Annotated in this window: 16 protein-coding genes and 1 pseudogene; 10 read left to right on the top strand and 7 right to left on the bottom strand. The window is 72.5% G+C overall.

Annotation, left to right across the window (positions count from 1 at the left end):
- Positions 1-95 precede the first annotated feature (95 nt).
- The 4 genes and pseudogenes from OG514_RS24155 (at position 96) to OG514_RS24140 (ending at position 2,982) form a co-directional block, all read left to right on the top strand.
- A complete protein-coding gene (locus tag OG514_RS24155) occupies positions 96-659 on the top strand; it encodes a heme-binding protein (RefSeq protein ID WP_266900942.1) in 564 nt (187 codons plus the stop codon).
- 33 nt (positions 660-692) lie between these two features.
- On the top strand, positions 693-1,310 hold the full coding sequence (locus OG514_RS24150) for an ankyrin repeat domain-containing protein (protein WP_266898147.1): 618 nt from the start codon (positions 693-695) through the stop codon (positions 1,308-1,310).
- Between the two features lie 43 nt (positions 1,311-1,353).
- Positions 1,354-2,022: pseudogene (locus OG514_RS24145) on the top strand (SPFH domain-containing protein); the annotation flags it as partial.
- A gap of 129 nt (positions 2,023-2,151) precedes the next feature.
- The gene (locus OG514_RS24140; RefSeq protein ID WP_266900941.1) at positions 2,152-2,982 is read left to right on the top strand and encodes a serine/threonine-protein kinase; all 831 of its coding nucleotides are present in this window, start codon (positions 2,152-2,154) and stop codon (positions 2,980-2,982) included.
- Positions 2,983-2,998: 16 nt separating this feature from the next.
- Here the strand turns inward: OG514_RS24140 and OG514_RS24135 are convergent, their stop codons facing one another.
- The gene (locus tag OG514_RS24135) at positions 2,999-4,147 is read right to left on the bottom strand and encodes an acyl-CoA dehydrogenase family protein (RefSeq protein ID WP_266898146.1); all 1,149 of its coding nucleotides are present in this window, start codon (positions 4,145-4,147) and stop codon (positions 2,999-3,001) included.
- Positions 4,148-4,262: 115 nt separating this feature from the next.
- Here OG514_RS24135 and OG514_RS24130 point away from each other — a divergent pair, with 115 nt between their 5' ends.
- From OG514_RS24130 to OG514_RS24115, 4 genes are all read left to right on the top strand, one after another.
- Complete coding sequence (locus OG514_RS24130; protein ID WP_266898145.1) at positions 4,263-4,868, top strand: TetR/AcrR family transcriptional regulator; 606 nt, start codon at positions 4,263-4,265, stop codon at positions 4,866-4,868.
- A 115-nt stretch (positions 4,869-4,983) separates the two neighbouring features.
- Positions 4,984-5,667 carry a TNT domain-containing protein gene (locus tag OG514_RS24125; RefSeq protein ID WP_266898144.1) on the top strand — a complete coding sequence of 228 codons (684 nt, stop codon included), beginning with the start codon at positions 4,984-4,986 and terminating at the stop codon, positions 5,665-5,667.
- Positions 5,664-5,933 (top strand): hypothetical protein, encoded by a 270-nt coding sequence (locus OG514_RS24120; RefSeq protein WP_266898143.1) that lies wholly within the window; start codon positions 5,664-5,666, stop codon positions 5,931-5,933. Before OG514_RS24125 ends, OG514_RS24120 begins: the two co-directional genes overlap by 4 nt.
- Before the next feature lie 217 nt (positions 5,934-6,150).
- A complete protein-coding gene (locus OG514_RS24115; RefSeq protein WP_266898142.1) occupies positions 6,151-7,455 on the top strand; it encodes an ROK family transcriptional regulator in 1,305 nt (434 codons plus the stop codon).
- A gap of 136 nt (positions 7,456-7,591) precedes the next feature.
- Here OG514_RS24115 and OG514_RS24110 read toward each other — a convergent pair whose 3' ends face one another.
- The 5 genes from OG514_RS24110 to OG514_RS24090 all read right to left on the bottom strand — a co-directional run bounded on the left by OG514_RS24110 (position 7,592) and on the right by OG514_RS24090 (position 14,428).
- Positions 7,592-8,728, bottom strand: a complete 1,137-nt coding sequence (locus tag OG514_RS24110; RefSeq protein ID WP_266898141.1) for an XdhC/CoxI family protein — start codon at positions 8,726-8,728, stop codon at positions 7,592-7,594.
- Positions 8,729-8,771: 43 nt separating this feature from the next.
- A complete protein-coding gene (locus OG514_RS24105) occupies positions 8,772-10,238 on the bottom strand; it encodes an NCS2 family permease (protein WP_266898140.1) in 1,467 nt (488 codons plus the stop codon).
- A 298-nt stretch (positions 10,239-10,536) separates the two neighbouring features.
- Positions 10,537-12,936, bottom strand: coding sequence for a xanthine dehydrogenase family protein molybdopterin-binding subunit (locus OG514_RS24100; protein ID WP_266898139.1), 2,400 nt, complete (start codon positions 12,934-12,936; stop codon positions 10,537-10,539).
- A 2-nt stretch (positions 12,937-12,938) separates the two neighbouring features.
- Positions 12,939-13,535 carry a (2Fe-2S)-binding protein gene (locus tag OG514_RS24095; protein ID WP_266898137.1) on the bottom strand — a complete coding sequence of 199 codons (597 nt, stop codon included), beginning with the start codon at positions 13,533-13,535 and terminating at the stop codon, positions 12,939-12,941.
- A gap of 2 nt (positions 13,536-13,537) precedes the next feature.
- Positions 13,538-14,428: a xanthine dehydrogenase family protein subunit M gene (locus OG514_RS24090; protein WP_266898135.1), complete on the bottom strand. Its 891-nt coding sequence runs from the start codon at positions 14,426-14,428 to the stop codon at positions 13,538-13,540.
- Between the two features lie 307 nt (positions 14,429-14,735).
- Between OG514_RS24090 and OG514_RS24085 the strand changes: the two genes are divergently transcribed.
- Entirely contained in the window at positions 14,736-16,433 is a 1,698-nt protein-coding gene (locus tag OG514_RS24085) for a PucR family transcriptional regulator (RefSeq protein WP_266898133.1), read from the top strand.
- Between the two features lie 305 nt (positions 16,434-16,738).
- Positions 16,739-17,524, top strand: coding sequence for a hypothetical protein (locus OG514_RS24080; RefSeq protein ID WP_266898131.1), 786 nt, complete (start codon positions 16,739-16,741; stop codon positions 17,522-17,524).
- A gap of 33 nt (positions 17,525-17,557) precedes the next feature.
- Here OG514_RS24080 and OG514_RS24075 read toward each other — a convergent pair whose 3' ends face one another.
- Positions 17,558-19,237 carry a hypothetical protein gene (locus OG514_RS24075; protein ID WP_266898129.1) on the bottom strand — a complete coding sequence of 560 codons (1,680 nt, stop codon included), beginning with the start codon at positions 19,235-19,237 and terminating at the stop codon, positions 17,558-17,560.
- Positions 19,238-19,272 lie beyond the last annotated feature (35 nt).

The following is a 19,272-nucleotide window of genomic DNA, read 5'->3' as shown; positions in this document are numbered from 1 at the left end:
GGGGGGACGGCCCCAGGATGGAAGGGAAGCGGGCCACGGAGCACCGACGGCCCCCGCAGTCCACCGAGTTCACTGGAGCAGACCCCATGAAGCACGTGAAGAAGACCTCGCGGACCCGTGTCGTGACCGGTGGCGCGATCGTCGCCGCGCTCGCCCTCGGTGGCTTCGGTGCCTACTCGGCCAACGCCACCAGCGAGAACACGGCCGCCGCCCCCGCCGCCGCGGTCGCCAAGGCGGACGCCAAGAACAAGAACACCACCCGCTCCACGCACCTGACGATCGAGGCCGCCACCAAGGCCGCGCAGGCGACCCTCGACGCCGCCGAGAAGGAGAACCAGCGCGTCTCCGTCGCCGTCGTCGACCGCAACGGCAACACCATCGTCACCCTCCGCGGCGACGGTGCGGGCCCGCAGTCCTACGAGTCGGCCGAGAAGAAGGCGTACACCGCCGTCTCCTGGAACGCCCCGACCTCCGTCCTCGCCGGCCGCCTCGCCCAGGCCCCGAACCTGAAGGACATCCCCGGCACCCTCTTCCTCGCCGGTGGCGCCCCGGTGACCGCCAAGGGCGCGCCCATCGCGGGCATCGGTGTCGCCGGCGCCCCCTCGGGCGACCTCGACGAGAAGTTCGCCCAGGCCGGCGTCGCCGCCCTCGGCAAGTAACCGACACCCCGCCCGCGCCCGAGGAGCACCGCCATGAACGCGATCGACGACACCCTCCTGGCGGCCGCCGCGCACGGTGACACCGTCGCCGTCCGCGCGGCCCTCGCCGCGGGCGCCCGGGTCGACGCCCGCGACCACCGCCGCCGCACCCCGCTGCTCCGGGCCGCCCGGCGCGACCACGTCGCCACCGCGCGCGTGCTCCTCGCCGCGGGCGCGGACCCGAACGCCCAGGACGACCGGTGCGACAGCCCCTGGCTGGTCACCGGCGTCACGGGCAGCGTCGCGATGATGCGGACCCTGCTCCCCGCGGGCCCGGACCTGAGGCTCACCGACCGCTACGGCGGTACGGCCCTGATCCCGGCGGCGGAACGGGGTCACGTGGCCTACGTCCGCGCCGTGCTCCACGAGACGGCCGTCGACGTCGACCACGTCAACCGGCTGGGCTGGACGGCCCTCCTGGAGGCCGTGATCCTCGGCACGGGCGGACGTGACCACCAGGACGTCGTCGCCCTCCTGCTTGTGGCGGGCGCCGATCCCGAACTCCCGGACCCGCACGGCGACACGGCCCTCGATCACGCGGTCCGCCACGGCCTGACGGAGATCGCGACCCTCCTGAGACATCAACACCTGTGCGGTGCGGGGCAGTTCTGAAAGACTGAGCGTTCTGATGCTGAGGCCGAGGGGGGCTTGGGCTGTGGACGTCGCGATCCTGATCTGGGTGGTGGGCGCGCTCCTGGCGGCGGGTCTGGCCGCCCTGTGCGTGCAGGTCGTCCGCGAGGGGGCGGCGGTCGTCTTGGAGCGCAACGGGCGATTCACCCGTGTGCTGAGCCCCGGAGTCAATGTGGTGTTCCCGCCCTTCGACCGGATCCGGAACCGGGTCGACCTGCGCGAACAGGTCGCCGAGTTCCCGCCGCAACCGGTGATCACCCAGGACAACCTGGTCGTCAACATCGACACGGTCGTCTATCACCGGGTGACCGACGTGAGGGCGGCGACGTACGAGGTCGCCGACTACATCCAGGCGATCGAGCAGCTCACCGTCACCACCCTGCGCGCCGTCGTCGGTGGCATGGACCTGGAGCGGGCCCTGACCTCCCGGGAGGAGATCAACGCGGCCCTGCGCGGCGTCCTGGACGAGGCCACCGGCGGGTGGGGCGTCCGCGTCAACCGCGTCGAGCTCAAGGCGATCGAGCCGCCGACCTCCATCCAGGACTCGATGGAGAAGCAGATGCGGGCCGAGCGCGACAAGCGCGCCGCGATCCTCTACGCCGAGGGCGCCCGCCACGCCGCGATCCTCACCGCCGAGGGCGAGAAGCAGTCCGCGATCCTGCGCGCCGAGGCCGAGGCGAAGGCGGCGAGCATCCACCGGCGCGCGGAGGCGGACGACGCCCGGCTGCTGGCGGCATCGTCGCCCGCCCGGTCGCCGCACCCGCCCGCGCAGCGGCCGGCCCCGCTCACGCACGAGCCGCTGCGCGCGGACGACCCGCGCCAGGTGGGCCGGTACCGGCTGACGGCCCGGCTGGGTGAGGGCGGCATGGGCACCGTCTACCTCGGCCGGTCCCCCGGGGCCCGGCAGGTCGCCGTGAAGGTCGTCCGGGAGGAACTCGTCGGCGATCCGACGTTCCGTCGCCGGTTCGCACGGGAGGTCGACGCCGCGCGCAGGGTCAGCGGTTTCCACACCGCGCCGGTCGTCGACGCGGGCCCCGAGGACGCACGGCCCTGGCTCGTCACGGAGTACATCCCGGGCCCCTCCCTCCAGGAGGTGCTGGATGTCCACGGCCCCCTGCCCACGGCCACCCTGCGGGCGCTGGCCCTCGGTGTGGCCGAGGCTCTGGAGGCCATCCACGCGTGCGGCATCGTCCACCGTGACCTCAAGCCCGGCAACATCCTCATCGCGGCCGAGGGCCCACGCGTGATCGACTTCGGCATCGCGCGCGGCGCGGACGCGACCGCGCTCACGGGCACCCACTTCGTCATCGGCACCCGGGGGTTCCTCGCTCCCGAGCAGATGGCGGGCGGTCCGCTGACCGCCGCCGTCGACACCTACGCGTTCGGCATGGTGCTGTGCCATGCGGGCGGCGCGGCCTCGGCCGCCGGAGGCACGGTCCTCGACGGCGCTTCACGGCTCCTGCCTGCCGACCTCGCCGCCGTCGCGACGGCATGCCTCAGCCATGATCCGGCGGGCCGGCCGTCCCCCACCGAGATTCTGCGCAGGATCGGCGGTACCGACGGCGAGGGTCCGGAGGACTGGCTGCCCCCTGCCCTGCGCACGCTGGTCGGCCTCCACCAGGCGTCCACCGTGACCGCCGCGCCCCCGGAGTGAGCGCGGCGGGCCACCGTCACGGCTGGGCGAGCCCCCGGCTGATGACCAGGCGCTGGATCTGGTTGGTGCCCTCGAAGATCTGGGTGATCTTCGCTTCGCGCATGTAGCGCTCGACCGGGAAGTCGCGGGTGTAGCCGTAGCCGCCGAGGACCTGGACGGCGTCCGTCGTGACCTTCATGGCCGTGTCCGTGGCGATGAGCTTGGCCGCGCTGGCCTGGCGGCTGAAGGGGCGGCCGAGGTCGCGGCGGCGGGCCGCGTCCAGGTAGGTGGCGCGGGCCGCGTCGACGGCGGCGGCCATGTCGGCAAGGAGGAAGCCGAGACCCTGGTGGTCGATGATCCGGCGGCCGAAGGTGGTGCGCTCGTTGGCGTACGCCACGGCGGCGTCGAGGGCGGCCTGGGCGAGGCCGGTGGCGCAGGCGGCGATGCCGAGGCGGCCGCTGTCGAGCGCGCTGAAGGCGATCTGGAGGCCCTGGCCCTCGTCCCCGACGAGCCGGTCGGCCTCGAGGAGCGCGCCGTCCCAGTAGGCGGAGGTGGTGGGGACGGCCTGGAGGCCCATCTTCCGCTCGGGGGCGCCGAAGCTGAGTCCTTCGGTGGCGCCGGGGGCGAGGAAGCAGGAGATGCCGTGGCTGCCGGGCGCGGTCCGGGCGAAGAGGGCGTAGAAGTCGGCCTTGCCGCCGTGGGTGATCCACGCCTTGGTGCCGGTGATCCGGTACCCGCTGCCGTCGTCCTGCCGCTCGGCCTTGCAGGCGAGGGCGGCCGCGTCCGAGCCGGCCTGCGGCTCGGAGAGGCTGTAGCCGCCGATGGTGCGGCCCTCCAGCATCTCGGGCAGCCACCGCTCCTTCTGCTCGGCGGTGCCGAAGGTGTGGAGCGGGTGACAGGCAAGGGTGTGGACGCTGGTGGCGACGGCGACGGCCGCCCAGCGCGCGGCCAGCTCCTCCAGGACCTGCAGGTAGACCTCGTACGGCTGGCCGCCGCCGCCGTACTCCTCCGGGTACGGCAGGCCGAGGAGCCCGGCCTCGCCGAGGGTCGTGAAGAGTCCTTCGGGATAGGTCTCGGCGGCCTCGTACTCGTCCACCCGCGGAGAGAGCTCCTTGTCGGCGATCTCCCGGGTGAGGGCGATGAGGTCCGCTGCCTCGGGGGTGGGAAGCAGGCGGTCGACATCCATGGCGTCTCCATCGGCGCGCAAAGTGGTACTGAAGCAGGTACTACAGTACCGGTTAGCGTAGCGCAGAAGGATGCGGCCGTAACCCCCCGGAACGTCGGCCTGGAATACTGGCCGGGTGATCGAGACCTCAGCCGCCGACGCCCCGAAGCTGACGGGCCGCGGCGCGGCGCGCCGCGCCGCCCTCTTCGAGGAGCTCGTCGCCCTCCTCGTCGGCGAGGGCTTCGCCCGGCTGACGCTCGACGATCTCGCCGCCCGCCTCCGCTGCTCGAAGCGGACCCTGTACGGCCTGGCCGGCAGCAAGGAGCAGCTGGTCCGGGCGGCGGTCGTGCACTTCTTCCGGCGCGCCACGGCCCGGGTCGAGGCGGTCCTCGCCGCCGCGACCGATCCCGCCGAGCGGCTCGCCGCCTATCTGCGGGCGGTTTCGGCCGAGCTGGCGCCGGTCTCTCCGCAGTTCTTCGACGACGTGGCCGCGTTCGAACCGGCGGCCGAGGTGTACGAGCGGAACACGCGCGCGGCGGCCGGCCGGGTCCAGCAGCTCATCGAGGAGGGCGTCCGCGCGGGCGTCTTCCGCGAGGTGCACGTGACCTTCGCGGCCGACGTCATCTCCTCGGTGATGGTGCGCATCCAGCGCCGCCAGGTGGCCGCGGCGACCGGCCTCGCCGACGCCGAGGCGTACGAACAGCTGGCCGAGCTGCTCCTCAGCGGTCTGCGCAGGGCCTGAGGTCCCCCCACGGTACGAATGGCCGGTTTCCGTCCCCGCGTACAGTCACTCCACGCAGCTGATCCACTACTGTATGCCGCGCCGTTGACCACCCCTCTTCCAGGGAGACCTCCGCGTGGAGCGCAGCCGTACCGCCTTCAGGATCCGTGCCGTCCTCGCCACCTTGGGCGTCACCGCCGCCCTCACCGCCGCCCCGGCGGCGCAGGCCGCACCGGCCGAGAAGCCCGTCGCCGCGCCCCCCGCCCAGTGCACCGGGGAGTTCCAGGGCGACAAGCGGCTCGGCCCGAAGTTCCTGCCGAAGAAGTGGCAGGAGCCGGTGGGTCCGCTGCTCAACCGCTACCACCGGACCGGCAAGCTCTCCTCCGCCGACTTCCTCAAGAAGTACTGGGAGGGTCCGGCCGACACCGGCAGCTGGAAGTACCCGCCGAACGACGGCTTCGGCGAGGTCAACGGCACCGTCGACAAGGCGCCGGAGCTGCTCCAGGAGGGCGAGCGCCTGGACCGCTTCGGCTCGGAGTTCGGCTCCTACCTGGCCCCGGCCGGTGACGCCTACGCCAAGCGCGCGCTGCCCCCGCAGAACCTCAACACCCGGGACGCGGCCTTCCCCTGCGACTACCACCTGTACGAGGTGACGCGGGCGTTCGTGGTCTGGGAGGGCTCCATCGCACCCTGGTTCGAGCAGCCGGGCGGCGGCCGCCAGATCAAGCTGGACCCGGCGTTCCTGAACCCGGGCGAGGGCCAGCGCCTCAGCGTCAAGTGGCTGCTCGACAACGGCTATCTGGCCCCCGTCCCCGCGTGACGGACCGCGCAGACCGCACCGGCGGCACCGACCGCCGGGCGCTGGAACGGGCGCTCCGGGAGGCCGGAGTGCCCGAGACGTACTACTGGATCGAGGGCGTCCACGAACCGGCGCCCACCCCGCCCGACTTCGTCTATCTGCGGACGGAACCGGGCGGTGGCGGCTGGGAGACCGGGGTGTACGAGCGGGGCGCGTACGAGCCGGTCGCCACGCACTCCACGGAGGCGGAGGCCTGCGACCACCTCCGGACGCTGCTGGGCGGGTAACGTGCGGTGGGCGCGGACAAAGTCCGCGTACCGCCGCCCGCTCGCGCTCACAGCCCTCGCCCGGGTGTCGGCGTGGACGCGGACGAAGCCTCCCGCGTTCAGGTCCTGAAGCCCTCCCCGGCTTATTTCAGGATGTGAGTTAAACCTCAAGAGAAGAACGCGCCGAGGGTCCCGCAGAGGTATGTTGCGCTCAGGACTACTTCACCTGGGGGCACAAGTGACCATGCGGAACGGCCGCACCGTGCGTGACCTACGACGCGAGAACCGCACCGCCGTCCTTCAACGCCTCTACTTCGACGGGCCGCTGAGCCGCTTCTCGCTCGGCCCCGCGACCGGTCTCAGCTCCGGCTCCATCAGCAACGTGGTCGCCGAGCTCGTCGCGGAGGGCCTGGTCGAGGAGGCGGGCAGCGTCGACTCGGCCGGCGGGCGCCCCCGTACGCTGCTCCGGATCACCCCGGGCAGCGGCTTCATGATCGGCGTCGACGTCGGCGAGACCCGGGTCAGGATCGAGCTGTTCGACCTCACTCTCACCGAACTCGCGCGCACCGAACGGCCGTTGGCCATCGACAGCCCGAACCCCCACGACCGGTACGAGGTCGGGGTCGTCGTCGGACACCTCCGGGAGGGCATCGCGGAGGTGCTGCGGATCGCGGACGTGCCCGCCGAGCGGCTGCTCGGGGTCGGCGTGGGCGTGCCCGGCATCGTGGCGCACACCGCCGAGGACGGGGCGGTCGTGCACGGCCAGACGATCGGCTGGGACGCGGTCCCCCTGGAGCGACTCCTGCGCGAGAGCGTGGCCCTGCCGGCCACCGTGCCGTACTGGATCGACAACGGCGCCAAGACCCTCGGCCAGGCCGAGATGTGGTTCGGCGCCGGCCGGGGCGCGCGCAGCGCCGTGGTGGTCCTCTTCGGCTCGGGCGTCGGCGCGTGCGTGGTCACGGACCCGATGGGGCCGGGCCGGGCGATCGAGTGGGGTCATCTGACGGTACGGGTCCGGGGGCGCCGCTGCCGCTGCGGCGCCCAGGGCTGCCTGGAGGCGTACGCGGGAGCCGAAGCCCTCCTGGAGCGGTGGCGGGAGGCAGGAGGTCGGCCTCCGGCGGGCGCGGACGAGGAGACGGCGCTGGCGGCGATGCTGGCGGCGGCGTACCCGGCGGAGGCGGAGCCCGACGCCACCGCGGTCGCCGTCCTGGAGGAGACCGCCGAGTACCTGGGCGCCGGATTCGCCGACCTCATCAACCTCTTCCAGCCCGAGCGCATCCTGGTCGGCGGCTGGGCGGGACTCCAGCTCGGCGCCCGCTTCCTGGAGACGGTCAAGGGGTACGCGAGCGAGTACGCGCTCACGTACCCGGCGGCCCGGGTCGGCATCGACATGGGCACGCTCGGCCCCGACGCGGTCACGGTCGGCGCGGCGATCCTGCCGCTCGCGGACTTCTTCGGCCGGGGCGGACGGCGGGCCGAGGCGGAGACCGCCGAGGAGCAGCCGGCCTGGGCGTCGACCGTGCGGGAGAGGGCGGCGCACTGAGCGTGCGCCGCCCATCCCCGCATCCGGCGGCGCCGGACGCGGGGAACGACTTGTCGCCGCCGAGGTCCGCCGGTGGCCGAGCAGCGGGTGGCCATCGGCCGGTTCAGGAGCCGGCCGATGCCGTACTCGACCGGCTTCAGGCGACGGAACCTATGCGCCCCGCCGGTTCGCGGGGGCCGTCGTGGTGGATCGGGGTGTGGGCGCCCGTGAGGGAGAGGCCCGTGCCGCCGCGGCGGTTGGCGACGATTTCCGCGCCGATCGACAGGGCGGTCTCCTCGGGCGTACGGGCCCCGAGGTCGAGGCCGATCGGGGAGCGCAGGCGGGCGAGTTCGATTTCGGTGACGCCGACCTCGCGGAGGCGCTTGTTGCGGTCCTCGTGGGTGCGGCGGGAGCCCATCGCGCCGACGTAGGCGACGGGAAGCTTGAGGGCGCCCCGGAGGAGGGGCACGTCGAACTTGGCGTCGTGGGTCAGGACGCAGAGCACCGTACGGCCGTCCACCTCCGTGGACTCCAGGTAGCGGTGGGGCCATTCGACGACGATCTCGTCGGCCTCGGGGAAGCGGGCCGGCGTCGCGAAGACGGGCCGCGCGTCACACACGGTGACGTGGTAGCCGAGGAACTTGCCGACCCGGACCAGGGCGGCCGCGAAGTCGATGGCACCGAAGACGATCATGCGGGGCGCGGGGACGGAGGACTCGACGAGCAGCGTCAGCGGCTGTCCGCAGCGACTGCCGTCCTCGCCGATCTCCACCGTGCCGGTGCGGCCCGCGTCGAGCATCGCGCGGGCCTCGCCCGCCGCCGTGCGGTCCAGCTCCGGGTGGCCGCCGAGCTTGCCCTCGTACGAGCCGTCGGGGCGGACCAGCAGGGCCCGGCCCATGAGGTCCTCGGGGCCGGAGACGATCCGGGCCAGGGCTGCCGCCTCCCCCGTGACGGCGGCGGCCAGGGCGGCGGGGAAGACCCCGCCGCGGACCGGGGTGACGAGTATGTCGATGATGCCGCCGCAGGTCAGACCTACCGCGAAGGCGTCCTCGTCGCTGTAGCCGAAGCGCTCGACGACGGTCTTCCCGTCTTCGAGGGCCTGCTGGCAGAGGTCGTATACGGCACCCTCCACACACCCGCCGGAGACCGAGCCGATCGCCGTGCCTTCGCTGTCGACGGCGAGCGCGGCGCCCGGCTGCCGGGGCGCGCTCCCGCCGACCGCCACGACGGTGGCGACGGCGAACTCGCGTCCCTGCTCGACCCACCGGTGCAGCTCTTCGGCGATGTCCAGCATCTCGAACTCCTCGATATGTGTGTGGAGGGCGACGGTAAGGGCGTCAGTTGACGCCCAGCCAGCTCTCGAGCGGATGGATCGCGAAGAACACGATGAAGATCGCGGTCAGGCCCCACATGAAGGCGCCCACTTCGCGTGCCTTGCCCTGCGCCGTCTTGATGACGGTGTAGGAGATGACGCCGGCCGCGACACCCGTGGTGATGGTGTACGTGAAGGGCATCAGGACCACGGTGAGGAACACCGGGATCGCGACGGAGCGGTCGCTCCAGTCGACGTGCTTGGCGTTCTGCATCATCATCGCGCCGATGACGACCAGCGCGGCGGAGGCCACCTCGGCCGGGACGATCGCGGTGATCGGGGTGAAGAAGAGGCAGGCCGCGAAGAACGCGCCGGTGACGACGGAGGACAGACCCGTACGGGCACCCTCGCCGACGCCGGTGGCCGACTCGACGAACACGGTCTGGCCGGAGCCGCCGACGCCGCCGCCGATGATGCCGCCCGCGCCGTCGATGAACAGCGCCTTGGAGAGGCCGGGCATCCGGCCCTGGGAGTCGGCGAGCTTGGCCTCGGAGCCGACACCGATGATCGTGGCCATGGCGTCGAAGAAGCCGGCGAGCACCAGGGTGAAGATGATCATGGTGATCGTGATGTAACCGACGTCACCCCAGCCGCTGAAGGACACTTCGCCGATGAGCGAGAAGTCCGGCGTGGAGACCGCGCTGCCGTTGAGCTCCGGCGGGCCGGCGAACCAGGCCTTGGCGGGCAGGTCGCCGACGGCGTTGACGACGGCGGCGATGATCGTGCCGGCCACGATGCCGATGAGGATCGCGCCGGGCACGTTGCGGGCCTGGAGCGCGAAGATCAGCAGCAGGGTGAAGGCGAAGATGAGGACCGGCCAGCCGGCCAGCTCACCGGCCGGGCCGAGGACGACCGGGCCACCACCGGGAGAGGGGTTCTCGTGGACGAAGCCCGCCTTGACGAAGCCGATCAGTGCGATGAAGAGACCGATGCCGATGGTGATCGCGTGCTTGATCGCCAGCGGGATCGCGTTCATGATCATCTCACGGAGGCCGGTGACCACCAGGAGACAGATCACCACACCGTAGGCCACACACATGGCCATGGCCTGCGGCCAGGTCATGACGGCGATGACCTGCGAGGACAGCACGCCGGAGACGCTGAGACCGGCCGCCAGGGCGAGCGGGACCTTGCCCCAGAAGCCCATCAGCAGGGTGGTCACGGCGGCGGCGAGCGCGGTCGCGGTGATGAGTGCGGGCTGGCTGAGGACGTTGCCGTCCACATCCTTGCCGCCGAGGATCAGGGGGTTGAGCAGGAGAATGTACGCCATCGCCATGAAGGTGGTGACGCCGCCGCGGATCTCCGTCGCGACGGTGGATCCTCTCTCCGAGATGTGAAAGTACCGGTCGAGCCAAGAGCGGCCGGCGGGGACGTTCGAGCCGGAGCCCGCGTCCTCCGAAGCGGTCTTGGGCTCCACAGACGACTGGGTCATGGGGCCTACTCCCAAGGTTCAAAGGGGCACCCGCGGCAGACTTCGAAGGACTTCTGATCTGGTGAAGAATGCGGGATTTGGGATGATGCGTGGGCTGCACGACCCGGGGGACGGCCCGAGGCGAACGGAATGGATCGGCACTGCGGTACTGCGGGGTACTGCTGGTACTTCTGGTTTTGCGCGGTACTGCTGATGTTGCTGTTACTGCTGGGTGGTGCTGGTACTGCTGGGGTTACTCCGGGCGGTACGGGCGGGGAAGTGTGACGTTCCTGGGGAGGCACGGACCGCCCGGAGAGTCCTACAGGGTGCCGGTGAGCGCCTCGGGGCGGACCGGCGTCTTGTTGAGCTCCAGGCCCGTCGCGGCCCGGATCGCCGCGAGGACGGCCGGGGTGGACGACAGGGTCGGGGCCTCGCCGATGCCCCGTACGCCGTACGGCGCGTTGGGGTCGGCCAGTTCGAGGTAGTCGACCGGGATGGTCGGCGTGTCGAGGATGGTCGGAATCAGGTAGTCCGTGAAGGAGGGGTTGCGCACCTTCGCGGTCTTCGGGTCGACGATGATCTCCTCCATCACCGCGACGCCCAGGCCCTGGGTGGTGCCACCCTGGATCTGGCCGACGACGGAGAGCGGGTTGAGCGCCTTGCCGACGTCCTGGGCACAGGCCAGTTCGATGACCTTGACCAGGCCGAGCTCGGTGTCGACCTCCACCACCGCGCGGTGCGCGGCGAAGGCGTACTGGACGTGACCGTCGCCCTGGCCGGTGACGAGGTCGAAGGCCTGGGTGGGGCGGTGCCGCCACTCCTCCTCGACCTCCACGGCCTGGCCCTCCAGGACGTCCGCGATGGTGGCGAGGGCCTCGCCGCCGTCGGTGACGACCTTGCCGCCCTCCAGGAGGAGTTCGGCGTTGGCCCACGCCGGGTGGTACGAGCCGAACTTGCGCCGGCCGATCTCCAGGACCTTCTCGCGGACGATCCCGCAGGAGTTCTTGATGGCGCCGCCGGTCATGTACGTCTGACGGCCCGCGGAGGTCGAACCGGCCGAGCCCACCTGGGTGTCCGCGGGGTGGATGGTGACCTGCTGGACGCCGAGCTCGGTGCGGGCGATCTGCGCGTGGATGGTGACACCGCCCTGGCCGACCTCCGCCATCGCGGTGTGGACCGTGGCGACGGCCTCGCCGTTGATGACCTCCATGCGGATCTTGGCGGTCGAGTAGTCGTCGAAGCCCTCGGAGAAGCCGACGTTCTTGATGCCGACGGCGTAGCCGACGCCCCGCACCACGCTCTCACCGTGCGTGGTGTTGGACAGGCCGCCCGGCAGCGCGCGGACGTCCGCGCCCTCGCCGGCGGTCTCCCACTGGCGCTCCGGCGGCAGCGGGCGGGCCTTGACCCGGCGCAGGAGTTCGGCGACCGGGGCCGGCGAGTCCACGACCTGGCCGGTCGGCATGATCGTGCCCTGCTCCATGGCGTTGAGCTGGCGCAGTTCCACCGGGTCCATGCCCAGCTTCGCCGCGAGCTTGTCCATCTGGGCCTCGTACGCGAAGCAGGCCTGGACCGCGCCGAAGCCGCGCATCGCGCCGCAGGGCGGGTTGTTGGTGTAGAGGCCGATCGCCTCGATCTCGACGTCCTCGATGACGTACGGACCGACCGAGAGGGACGAGGCGTTGCCGACGACCGAGGCCGTGGACGAGGCGTAGGCGCCGCCGTCGAGCACGATCTTGCACTTCATGTGCGTGAGCTTGCCGTCCTTGGTGGCGCCGTGCTCGTACCAGAGCTTCGCCGGGTGCCGGTGGACGTGCCCGAAGAAGGACTCGTAGCGGTTGTAGACCATCTTGACCGGCTTGCCGGTGCGCAGCGCGAGGATGGACGCGAGGATCTGCATCGAGATGTCCTCGCGGCCGCCGAACGCGCCGCCGACGCCGGACATCGTCATCCGGACCTTCTCCTCGGGCAGGCCGAGGCAGGGGGCGATCTGCTTGAGGTCCGAGTGCAGCCACTGGGTGGCGACGTACAGGTCGACGCCGCCGTCCTCGGCCGGCACGGCGAGGCCGGACTCCGGGCCGAGGAAGGCCTGGTCCTGCATGCCGAAGGTGTACTCGCCGCTGACGATGACGTCGGCCCGCTTGGCGGCCTCGGTCGCGTTGCCGCGGATGATCGGCTGGCGGTGCACGATGTTCATGTGCGGGACGTGACCGGAGTGGTGGTCGTCGCGGTTCTCGTGGACCAGGATCGCGTCCGGAGCGGTGGCCGAGGCCTCGTCCGTGATGACCGGGAGCTCCCGGTACTCGATCTTGATCTTCGCGGCGGCGCGGCGGGCGGTCTCCGGGTGGTCGGCGGCCACGAGGGCGACCGGCTCACCGTGGTGACGGACCTTGCCGTAGGCGAGGACCGGGGTGTCCTGGAACTCCATGCCGTAGTTCTTCGCGGCCGGCAGGTCCTCGTGGGTCAGGACGGCGTAGACGCCGTCCATCGTGAGGGCCTCGGTGGTGTCGATGGACAGGATCTCGGCGTGCGCGACCGTGGACCGCAGGATCTGGCCCCACAGCATGTCCTCGTGCCACATGTCCGAGGAGTACGCGAACTCGCCGGTGACCTTGAGGGTGCCGTCCGGGCGGAGCGTGGACTCGCCGATGCCGCCCTTGACGTGGTTCTGCGTGACGTCGGTGGGCGTGCCCACCGGAACGGTGCGTGTGTTCTGAGTCATCGTCAGACCGCCTCTCCCTGACGCTCCTGGCGAGCGGCCGCGAGGCGGACCGCGTCGAGGATCTTCTCGTAACCGGTGCAGCGGCAGAGGTTGCCGGAGAGCGCCTCGCGGATGTCCGCGTCCGTCGGGGACGGGTTGCGCTCCAGCATCTCGTCGGCCGCGACCAGCAGACCGGGGGTGCAGAAGCCGCACTGCACGGCGCCGGCGTCGATGAACGCCTGCTGGATCGGGGACAGTTCGACGCCCTCGCCGGTCTGCGAGTCCTGACCCGGCTTGGCTTCCCACCTCTTGGCGGCGTCGAGCGAGGTGCCGCAGGTGCCGGTGGCACAACCGGCGTGCTCCGCGCGGTCCTTGGCGAACTCGGCGAGACCTTCGACGGTGACCACGTCGCGGCCCTCGACCTGACCGGCGGCGACGAGACAGGAACAGACCGGCACTCCGTCGAGGCGGACCGTGCAGGAACCGCACTCGCCCTGCTCGCAGGCGTTCTTGGAGCCGGGGAGCCCCATCCGCTCACGCAGGACGTAGAGGAGGGACTCGCCCTCCCAGACGTCGTCGGCTTCCTGCGGACGTCCGTTGACCGTGAAATTGACGCGCATGGTTATGCAGCTCCCTCAAGCGTGCGGCCGATGCCGCGGTACTGCTCCCAGGTCCAGCCGAGCTGGCGGCGGGCCATGATGCCGACGGCGTGACGGCGGTACTTGGCGGTGCCTCGGACATCGTCGATCGGGTTGGCGGCGCCCGAGCAGAGGTCGGCGAACTGCTTCGCGATCGACGGGGTGATGATCTTGCCGTTGTCCCAGAAGCCGCCCTCCTCCAGAGCCGCGTTCAGGAAGGCCTCGGCCTCCTTGGCGCGGATCGGGGTCGGCGCGGCGGAACCGATGCCGGTACGCACCGTCCGGGTCTCCGGGTGCAGGGCCAGGCCGAAGGCGCAGACGGCGATGACCATCGCGTTGCGGGTGCCGACCTTGGAGTACTGCTGGGGGCCGTCCGCCTTCTTGATGTGGACGGTCTTGATGAGCTCGTCGGGCTGGAGCGCGTTGCGCTTCACGCCCGTGTAGAACTCGTCGATGGGGATGAACCGGGTGCCGCGTACGGACTCGACCTCGACCTCGGCGCCCGCGGCGAGCAGGGCCGGGTGGGCGTCGCCGGCGGGCGACGCGGTACCGAGGTTGCCGCCGACGCCGCCGCGGTTACGGATCTGCGGGGAGGCGACCGTGTGCGAGGCGAGTGCGAGACCGGGCAGCTCGGCCCGCAGGTTCTCCATGATCTGGGTGTACGGAACGGCGGCGCCGAGGCGGACGTTCTCCTCGCCGACCTCCCACTCGCGCAGAAGCTCGATGCGGTTCAGGTCCAGGAGGTACTCGGGCCGCCGGTGGTCGAAATTGATCTCGACCATGACGTCCGTGCCACCCGAAAGGGGCACGGCCGTGGGGTGCTCTGCCTTGGCGGCGAGCGCCTCCTCCCAGCTGGCGGGGCGAAGGAAGTCCATGGTGGCTCTCTTCTAGTGATTCTTGCGATCGGGGGTCGTGCGCAGGGTTCCGGGGGGACGGCCGGTCCTCGACTTCACGTTCATGTGCTGTTCACGCGGTGTGTGGCCTAGTACACAAGCCGACGCTCGTCCGGGTGCAGTCACCGAAAACATGAAGGAGTTGGCTGGGTCCCGTCGTCGTCTTGTAGATTCGAACGAAAGGCGGGGAACAGTTACCTCGCTGTTTTCCCCTGGAAACGGTGGCCCCACGCCACCGTCGACAACGGGACACCCCACCACCCACTGACGAAGGAACGGCGGCGACACGATGCGGCTGCGCGCACTGCTGGAGAACGACGCGCTCGGGCTGCGCCTGCTCGGCGGCGAGGACGAGCTGGACCGCACCGTCCGCGGCGTGATGACGACGGACCTCAAGGACCCCAGCCGGTACCTGTCCGGCGGCGAGCTGGTGCTGACCGGCCTCGCCTGGCTGCGGGAGCCCGCCGACGCCGAGCCCTTCGCCCGCATCCTGGCCTCGGCCGGGGTCGCGGCCCTCGCGGCCGGCGAGGCGGACCTCGGCGACATTCCCGATGATCTCGTAGAGGCGTGTTCACGCCATCGGCTGCCGCTCTTCGCGGTGAACGAGTCCGTTGCTTTCGCGACGATCACCGAGCACGTTGTTCGACAGGTCTCCGGCGAGCGGGCCGGCGACCTGGCGGCCGTGGTCGACCGGCACCGGCGACTCATGACCTCGGGACCGGCAGGCGGCGGCCCCGAGGTGGTCCTCGACCTGCTCGGCTCCGACCTGGACCTCCGGGCCTGGGTCCTCTCCCCCACCGGCCGCCAGATCGCGGGCGCCGGCGAGCCCCTCCCGGCCTCCCTCGCCGCCACCCTGGCCGGTGAGCACCTGGCCGCCACCCGGACCGGACGGCGCGGCCCGCACCGGCTGAGCACCGGCGGGACGGCGTACTCCCTGTTCCCGATCCGCAACACCGGCCGGGGTGCCGCCCCCGCCTCCCGTGACGTGCGCGAGACGGTCCTCTCGGACTGGCTGCTCGCCGTCGAGGCGGACGCCGGGGACTGGCCGGCCGCCCGGCTGGACCTGCTCCAGGGCGTCACGCAGCTGATCGCCGTCGAGCGGGACCGGCGCGACGCGGCCCGTACGGTACGGCGCCGGCTCGCCCAGGAGGTCCTGGAGCTGGTGCAGACGGGCGCCGCGCCCGCCGAGATCGCGGCCAGGCTGCGGGTCGCCGCCCCGGTGCTGCTGCCCGGCCTCGGCACGGCCCCGCACTGGCAGGTGGTCGTCGCCAGGGTCGAGTGGGAGCAGGAAGCCGGTCAGAGCTCCCCGGTGGACGCCGGCCCGGTCGCCCAGGCGCTCCTGGAGGAGATCCTGGTCGACCCGGCGACCGTGGGCGCCGAGTCCGCCGACCGGATCGCCGTCGCGCACAGCGGCGACGAGGCCATCGCCCTGGTCCCGCTGGCCGCGGGGCCGCTACCGGACAGCGAGGACGAGGGCCCGGCCACCGCGCTGGGCCTGCACGCGGACGCGCTGCTCGCGGCCGTACGCGCTCCGCTGTCGGCCGGTCTCGCCGACGACGGGCGGCTCACCCTCGGCGTCAGCGCGGCCGTGCACTCGGCGGAGGGCCTGCGCGGGGCCCTGGAGGAGGCCAGGCACGCCCGCCGGGTCGCCGCGGCCCGCCCGGGCCGGGTCTGCGCCGCCGGTCACCACGAGCTGGCCTCGCACGTCCTGCTGCTGCCGTTCGTGCCGGACGACGTCCGGCGCGCGTTCACGGCCCGGTTGCTCGACCCGCTGCGCGACTACGACCGCCGGCACCGTGCGGAGCTGATCCCGACCCTGGAGGCCTTCCTGGACTGCGACGGCTCCTGGACCCGGTGTGCGACCCGCCTCCACCTGCACGTGAACACGCTGCGCTACCGGGTGGGCCGGATCGAGCAGCTCACCGGCCGTGACCTGTCCCGTCTGGAGGACAAGCTCGACTTCTTCCTCGCCCTTCGGATGAGCTGATCGGATGAGTCGGGAGCTCCGACGCGGATTCACCCTTTCGGGCGAGTCCGGTGGAGTGACGTCCGGGCCGGTGGGGGCCCGTCGGCCGGGTCGGCCGACGGGCCCCCACCGGGGCCTGATCACTGCCCCTGCGGCGATCTGACGGCCTGTCGGCCGCGGTCCGGACAGCGGCGCCCCTCCGTACCGGTGTCTTGTGAATTCTTTCACCTGACCCCTTGGCCAGGTACTGCCCTTCGTGCTGAGATGCGGGTCTCACTCAACAGCTCAATGGCGCGCTCGGGGAGGGCAATGTGGCGGACACCGCCATGTCTGGTTCCGAATCAAGGGGCGGCGAAGATCCGTCCCTCGCCTACGGCAAGGAGACTCCCGTGGAGACCGCCATATGGCGGCTCCGCTCCCGAGGGTGTTGGACGGACGCGGCGGCGCTGCTCGCGCCGCACGCGAACGAACCGGCCGCCGCACTCGAACGGGCCGCGCTGCTGATCGAGCGCTGCCTCTACACCGAACAGGGCTGGGCCGACGCCGAGGAGGCGCTCCGAACGGCCGAAGCGGTGGCCGGCACCGACGAGGAACGGGGCGCCGCCGCGTGTGAACGCGGTTATCTCGCCTACGCGTCGACGCTTCTGGGGGTACGCGACCGGGCCGACGAGGCACGGATGGCACTGGGCCGGGCGGCGGCCCTGATCGCCCCCTCCGCCGAGGGCCGGCCGCTGCTCGACCTGCGGCGCGGACTCATCGCGCAGAACCTCGGAGACTCCCCGCAGGCGGCCCACGCCGCGTACCGCAGGGCGCATGCCGGGGCCACCGCGCAGGGTGACTCGCTGCTGCTCTCCTCCACTTGGCGGCACCTGGCCGGACTGGCCCTGCGCGAGGGCGAGTTGGCGGAGGCGCGGCACGGCTTCGCGGAATCGCTCCGGATCCGCGAGGAGTTGGGCTACCTGGTCGGTACGGCCCCGGCCCTCACCGCGCTCGCCACCACCGAGACGGAACCGGAGGCGGGTCGCCTGCGCGCCGAGGCCCGCCGTCTCTTCCGCCTCCTGGGCGGGGTGCCGACCTGGCTCGCGAGCCAGCTGACACCACAGACGGCCTGAACCACCGCCCCTTGAGGGGCTGGTGATGGCACGTCAGGGGGAAGAGCGCTTCGGCGCGAGACACACCAGGCTCTCGTCGGTTCCGATGAGCAGGGAGCCCGCGCCGGTGACGGCGACCGCACGGACCGGGGGGCCCGGACGGAACGAGAGCGTCCGGCCGCCCTCCGGGCGGTGGAGTTCGACGAGACCGTCGCCCCAGGCGACGGCGACCAGCGGACCGTGCGGGGTCTCCGTCGCATGCAGGGAGACCACCGGCGAGGGCCGTTCGGCGAGAGGTTCGGGGCGCGGATCACGGCCCGGGGTCCAGAGCCGGACCGTTCCGTCCACGCCGCCGGAGCAGACGAACGGGGTCTCGGACTCCACCGCCGAGACCGCCGTGACCCGGCCGCTGTGCGAGGCGGCCTGGTGCAGGCCCCGCAGACCGAAGGCGTGCACGGAGCCGAGCCGGTCCCCCACCACGACCGAACCGGCGATCGCCGCGAGGGCCGTGCCCGGGTGCCGGGCCAGGGTCGTCGAAACGGCCTCGGTGAGGCGCTCCAGGTACGGGGCCCTGGGCGCCGTCCCCCGTACGGTGTGCAGTCTCCCCCGGTCATCCAGGAGCAGGACCGTCCCGTCGGGCGCGGGCGCGAGCGCGGTGACGCGGCCGGGAACGGTGTGCGCGAGGCGTCCGGCCGGGCTCGCGTCGGCCTCGTGGAGGAGCCGTACGGCGCCGGTGCGGTCGCCGACGAGCAGGGTCCCCTCCAACGGCCCGCCGGCCGCGCCGAGGACGGTGACGGGACCCGGCCAGGGCGGGGTCAGATCGCCGCGGTGCCGGGCCCAGCGGAGCCGCCAGGCCGCACCCTCCGCGAGCTCGGCGAGCGCCGGGCGCAGCCGGGGGTCGGCACCGTCGCCGAGCGCGGAGAGCAGCACCAACGCCCGTTCTGCCGGGGCCTGTTCGCGGCAGAGGGACTGGCCGGCCCGCATCCAGGCGGCCCGTAGCCCGCCGTGGTCCTCGGCGGCGTTCTCGCCGGGCCGGGCGGGCTCCTCGGGGCCGTCGAGCGTGCCCGGAAGTCCGGCGGCGGCCGCCCCCGTCACGTACGCCGTGGTGACGTGCAGCGGGTCGGCCGTGCAGACGGCCACCGGGTCGGAGAGGTCCGGCAGCGGCCGGTCCCGCTCGGGGGCGCCGGCGACGACGGCGTCGGGGTCGCCGTCGAGGTCCACGACGGCGACCCGCCGGTCGGTCCGCAGGGCGGCGGGGGCCGGGGTGCCGCTGCGGGCCTCGACCACGAGACGGACCCGGCCGACGCCCGCGAGCTCGGCGATCAGCTCGGTCAGCGCGGCGGGTTCGGCGGCGGCGTGGAGGTCCGTGAGGAGGAGGACCGGGCGGCCGGCGGGCCGGGCCTCGCTGGTGGCCAGGGCGTGCACGAGGTCGCCGGGCGCCCTCGCCACCACCCCGAGGCGGTCGGCGATCGTCCAGGTCGCGCCGAGCGCGCTCTGTCCGGCCAGCGGGACGAGGACCCGGGCCGTGCGGCGGCGCGGCCGGCCGGCCCGCGGGCCGTGCTTGGCGAACCAGCCGAGCAGGGCCGTCTTGCCGCTGCCGGGGGCACCGGTGACGAGGCAGAGCCGGGGCGCCTCGGGGTCGGTCAGCCAGCCGAGCAGGGCCGTGGCCTCGGCTTCCGTACCGGTGGCGGGTCGGCGTCCGTCCCATGCCGGGGACGGGGTCGCGGACGGCATGGGGCACCTCACGGGCGACGCGGTACGGGCGGCTG

Origin of the sequence: Streptomyces sp. NBC_00572, assembly GCF_026341815.1 — a bacterium.
In the GTDB taxonomy this organism is placed as follows: domain Bacteria; phylum Actinomycetota; class Actinomycetes; order Streptomycetales; family Streptomycetaceae; genus Streptomyces.
The sequence above is the reverse complement of the archived record's forward strand: the minus strand, read 5'-3'. Positions and strand labels throughout refer to the sequence as shown.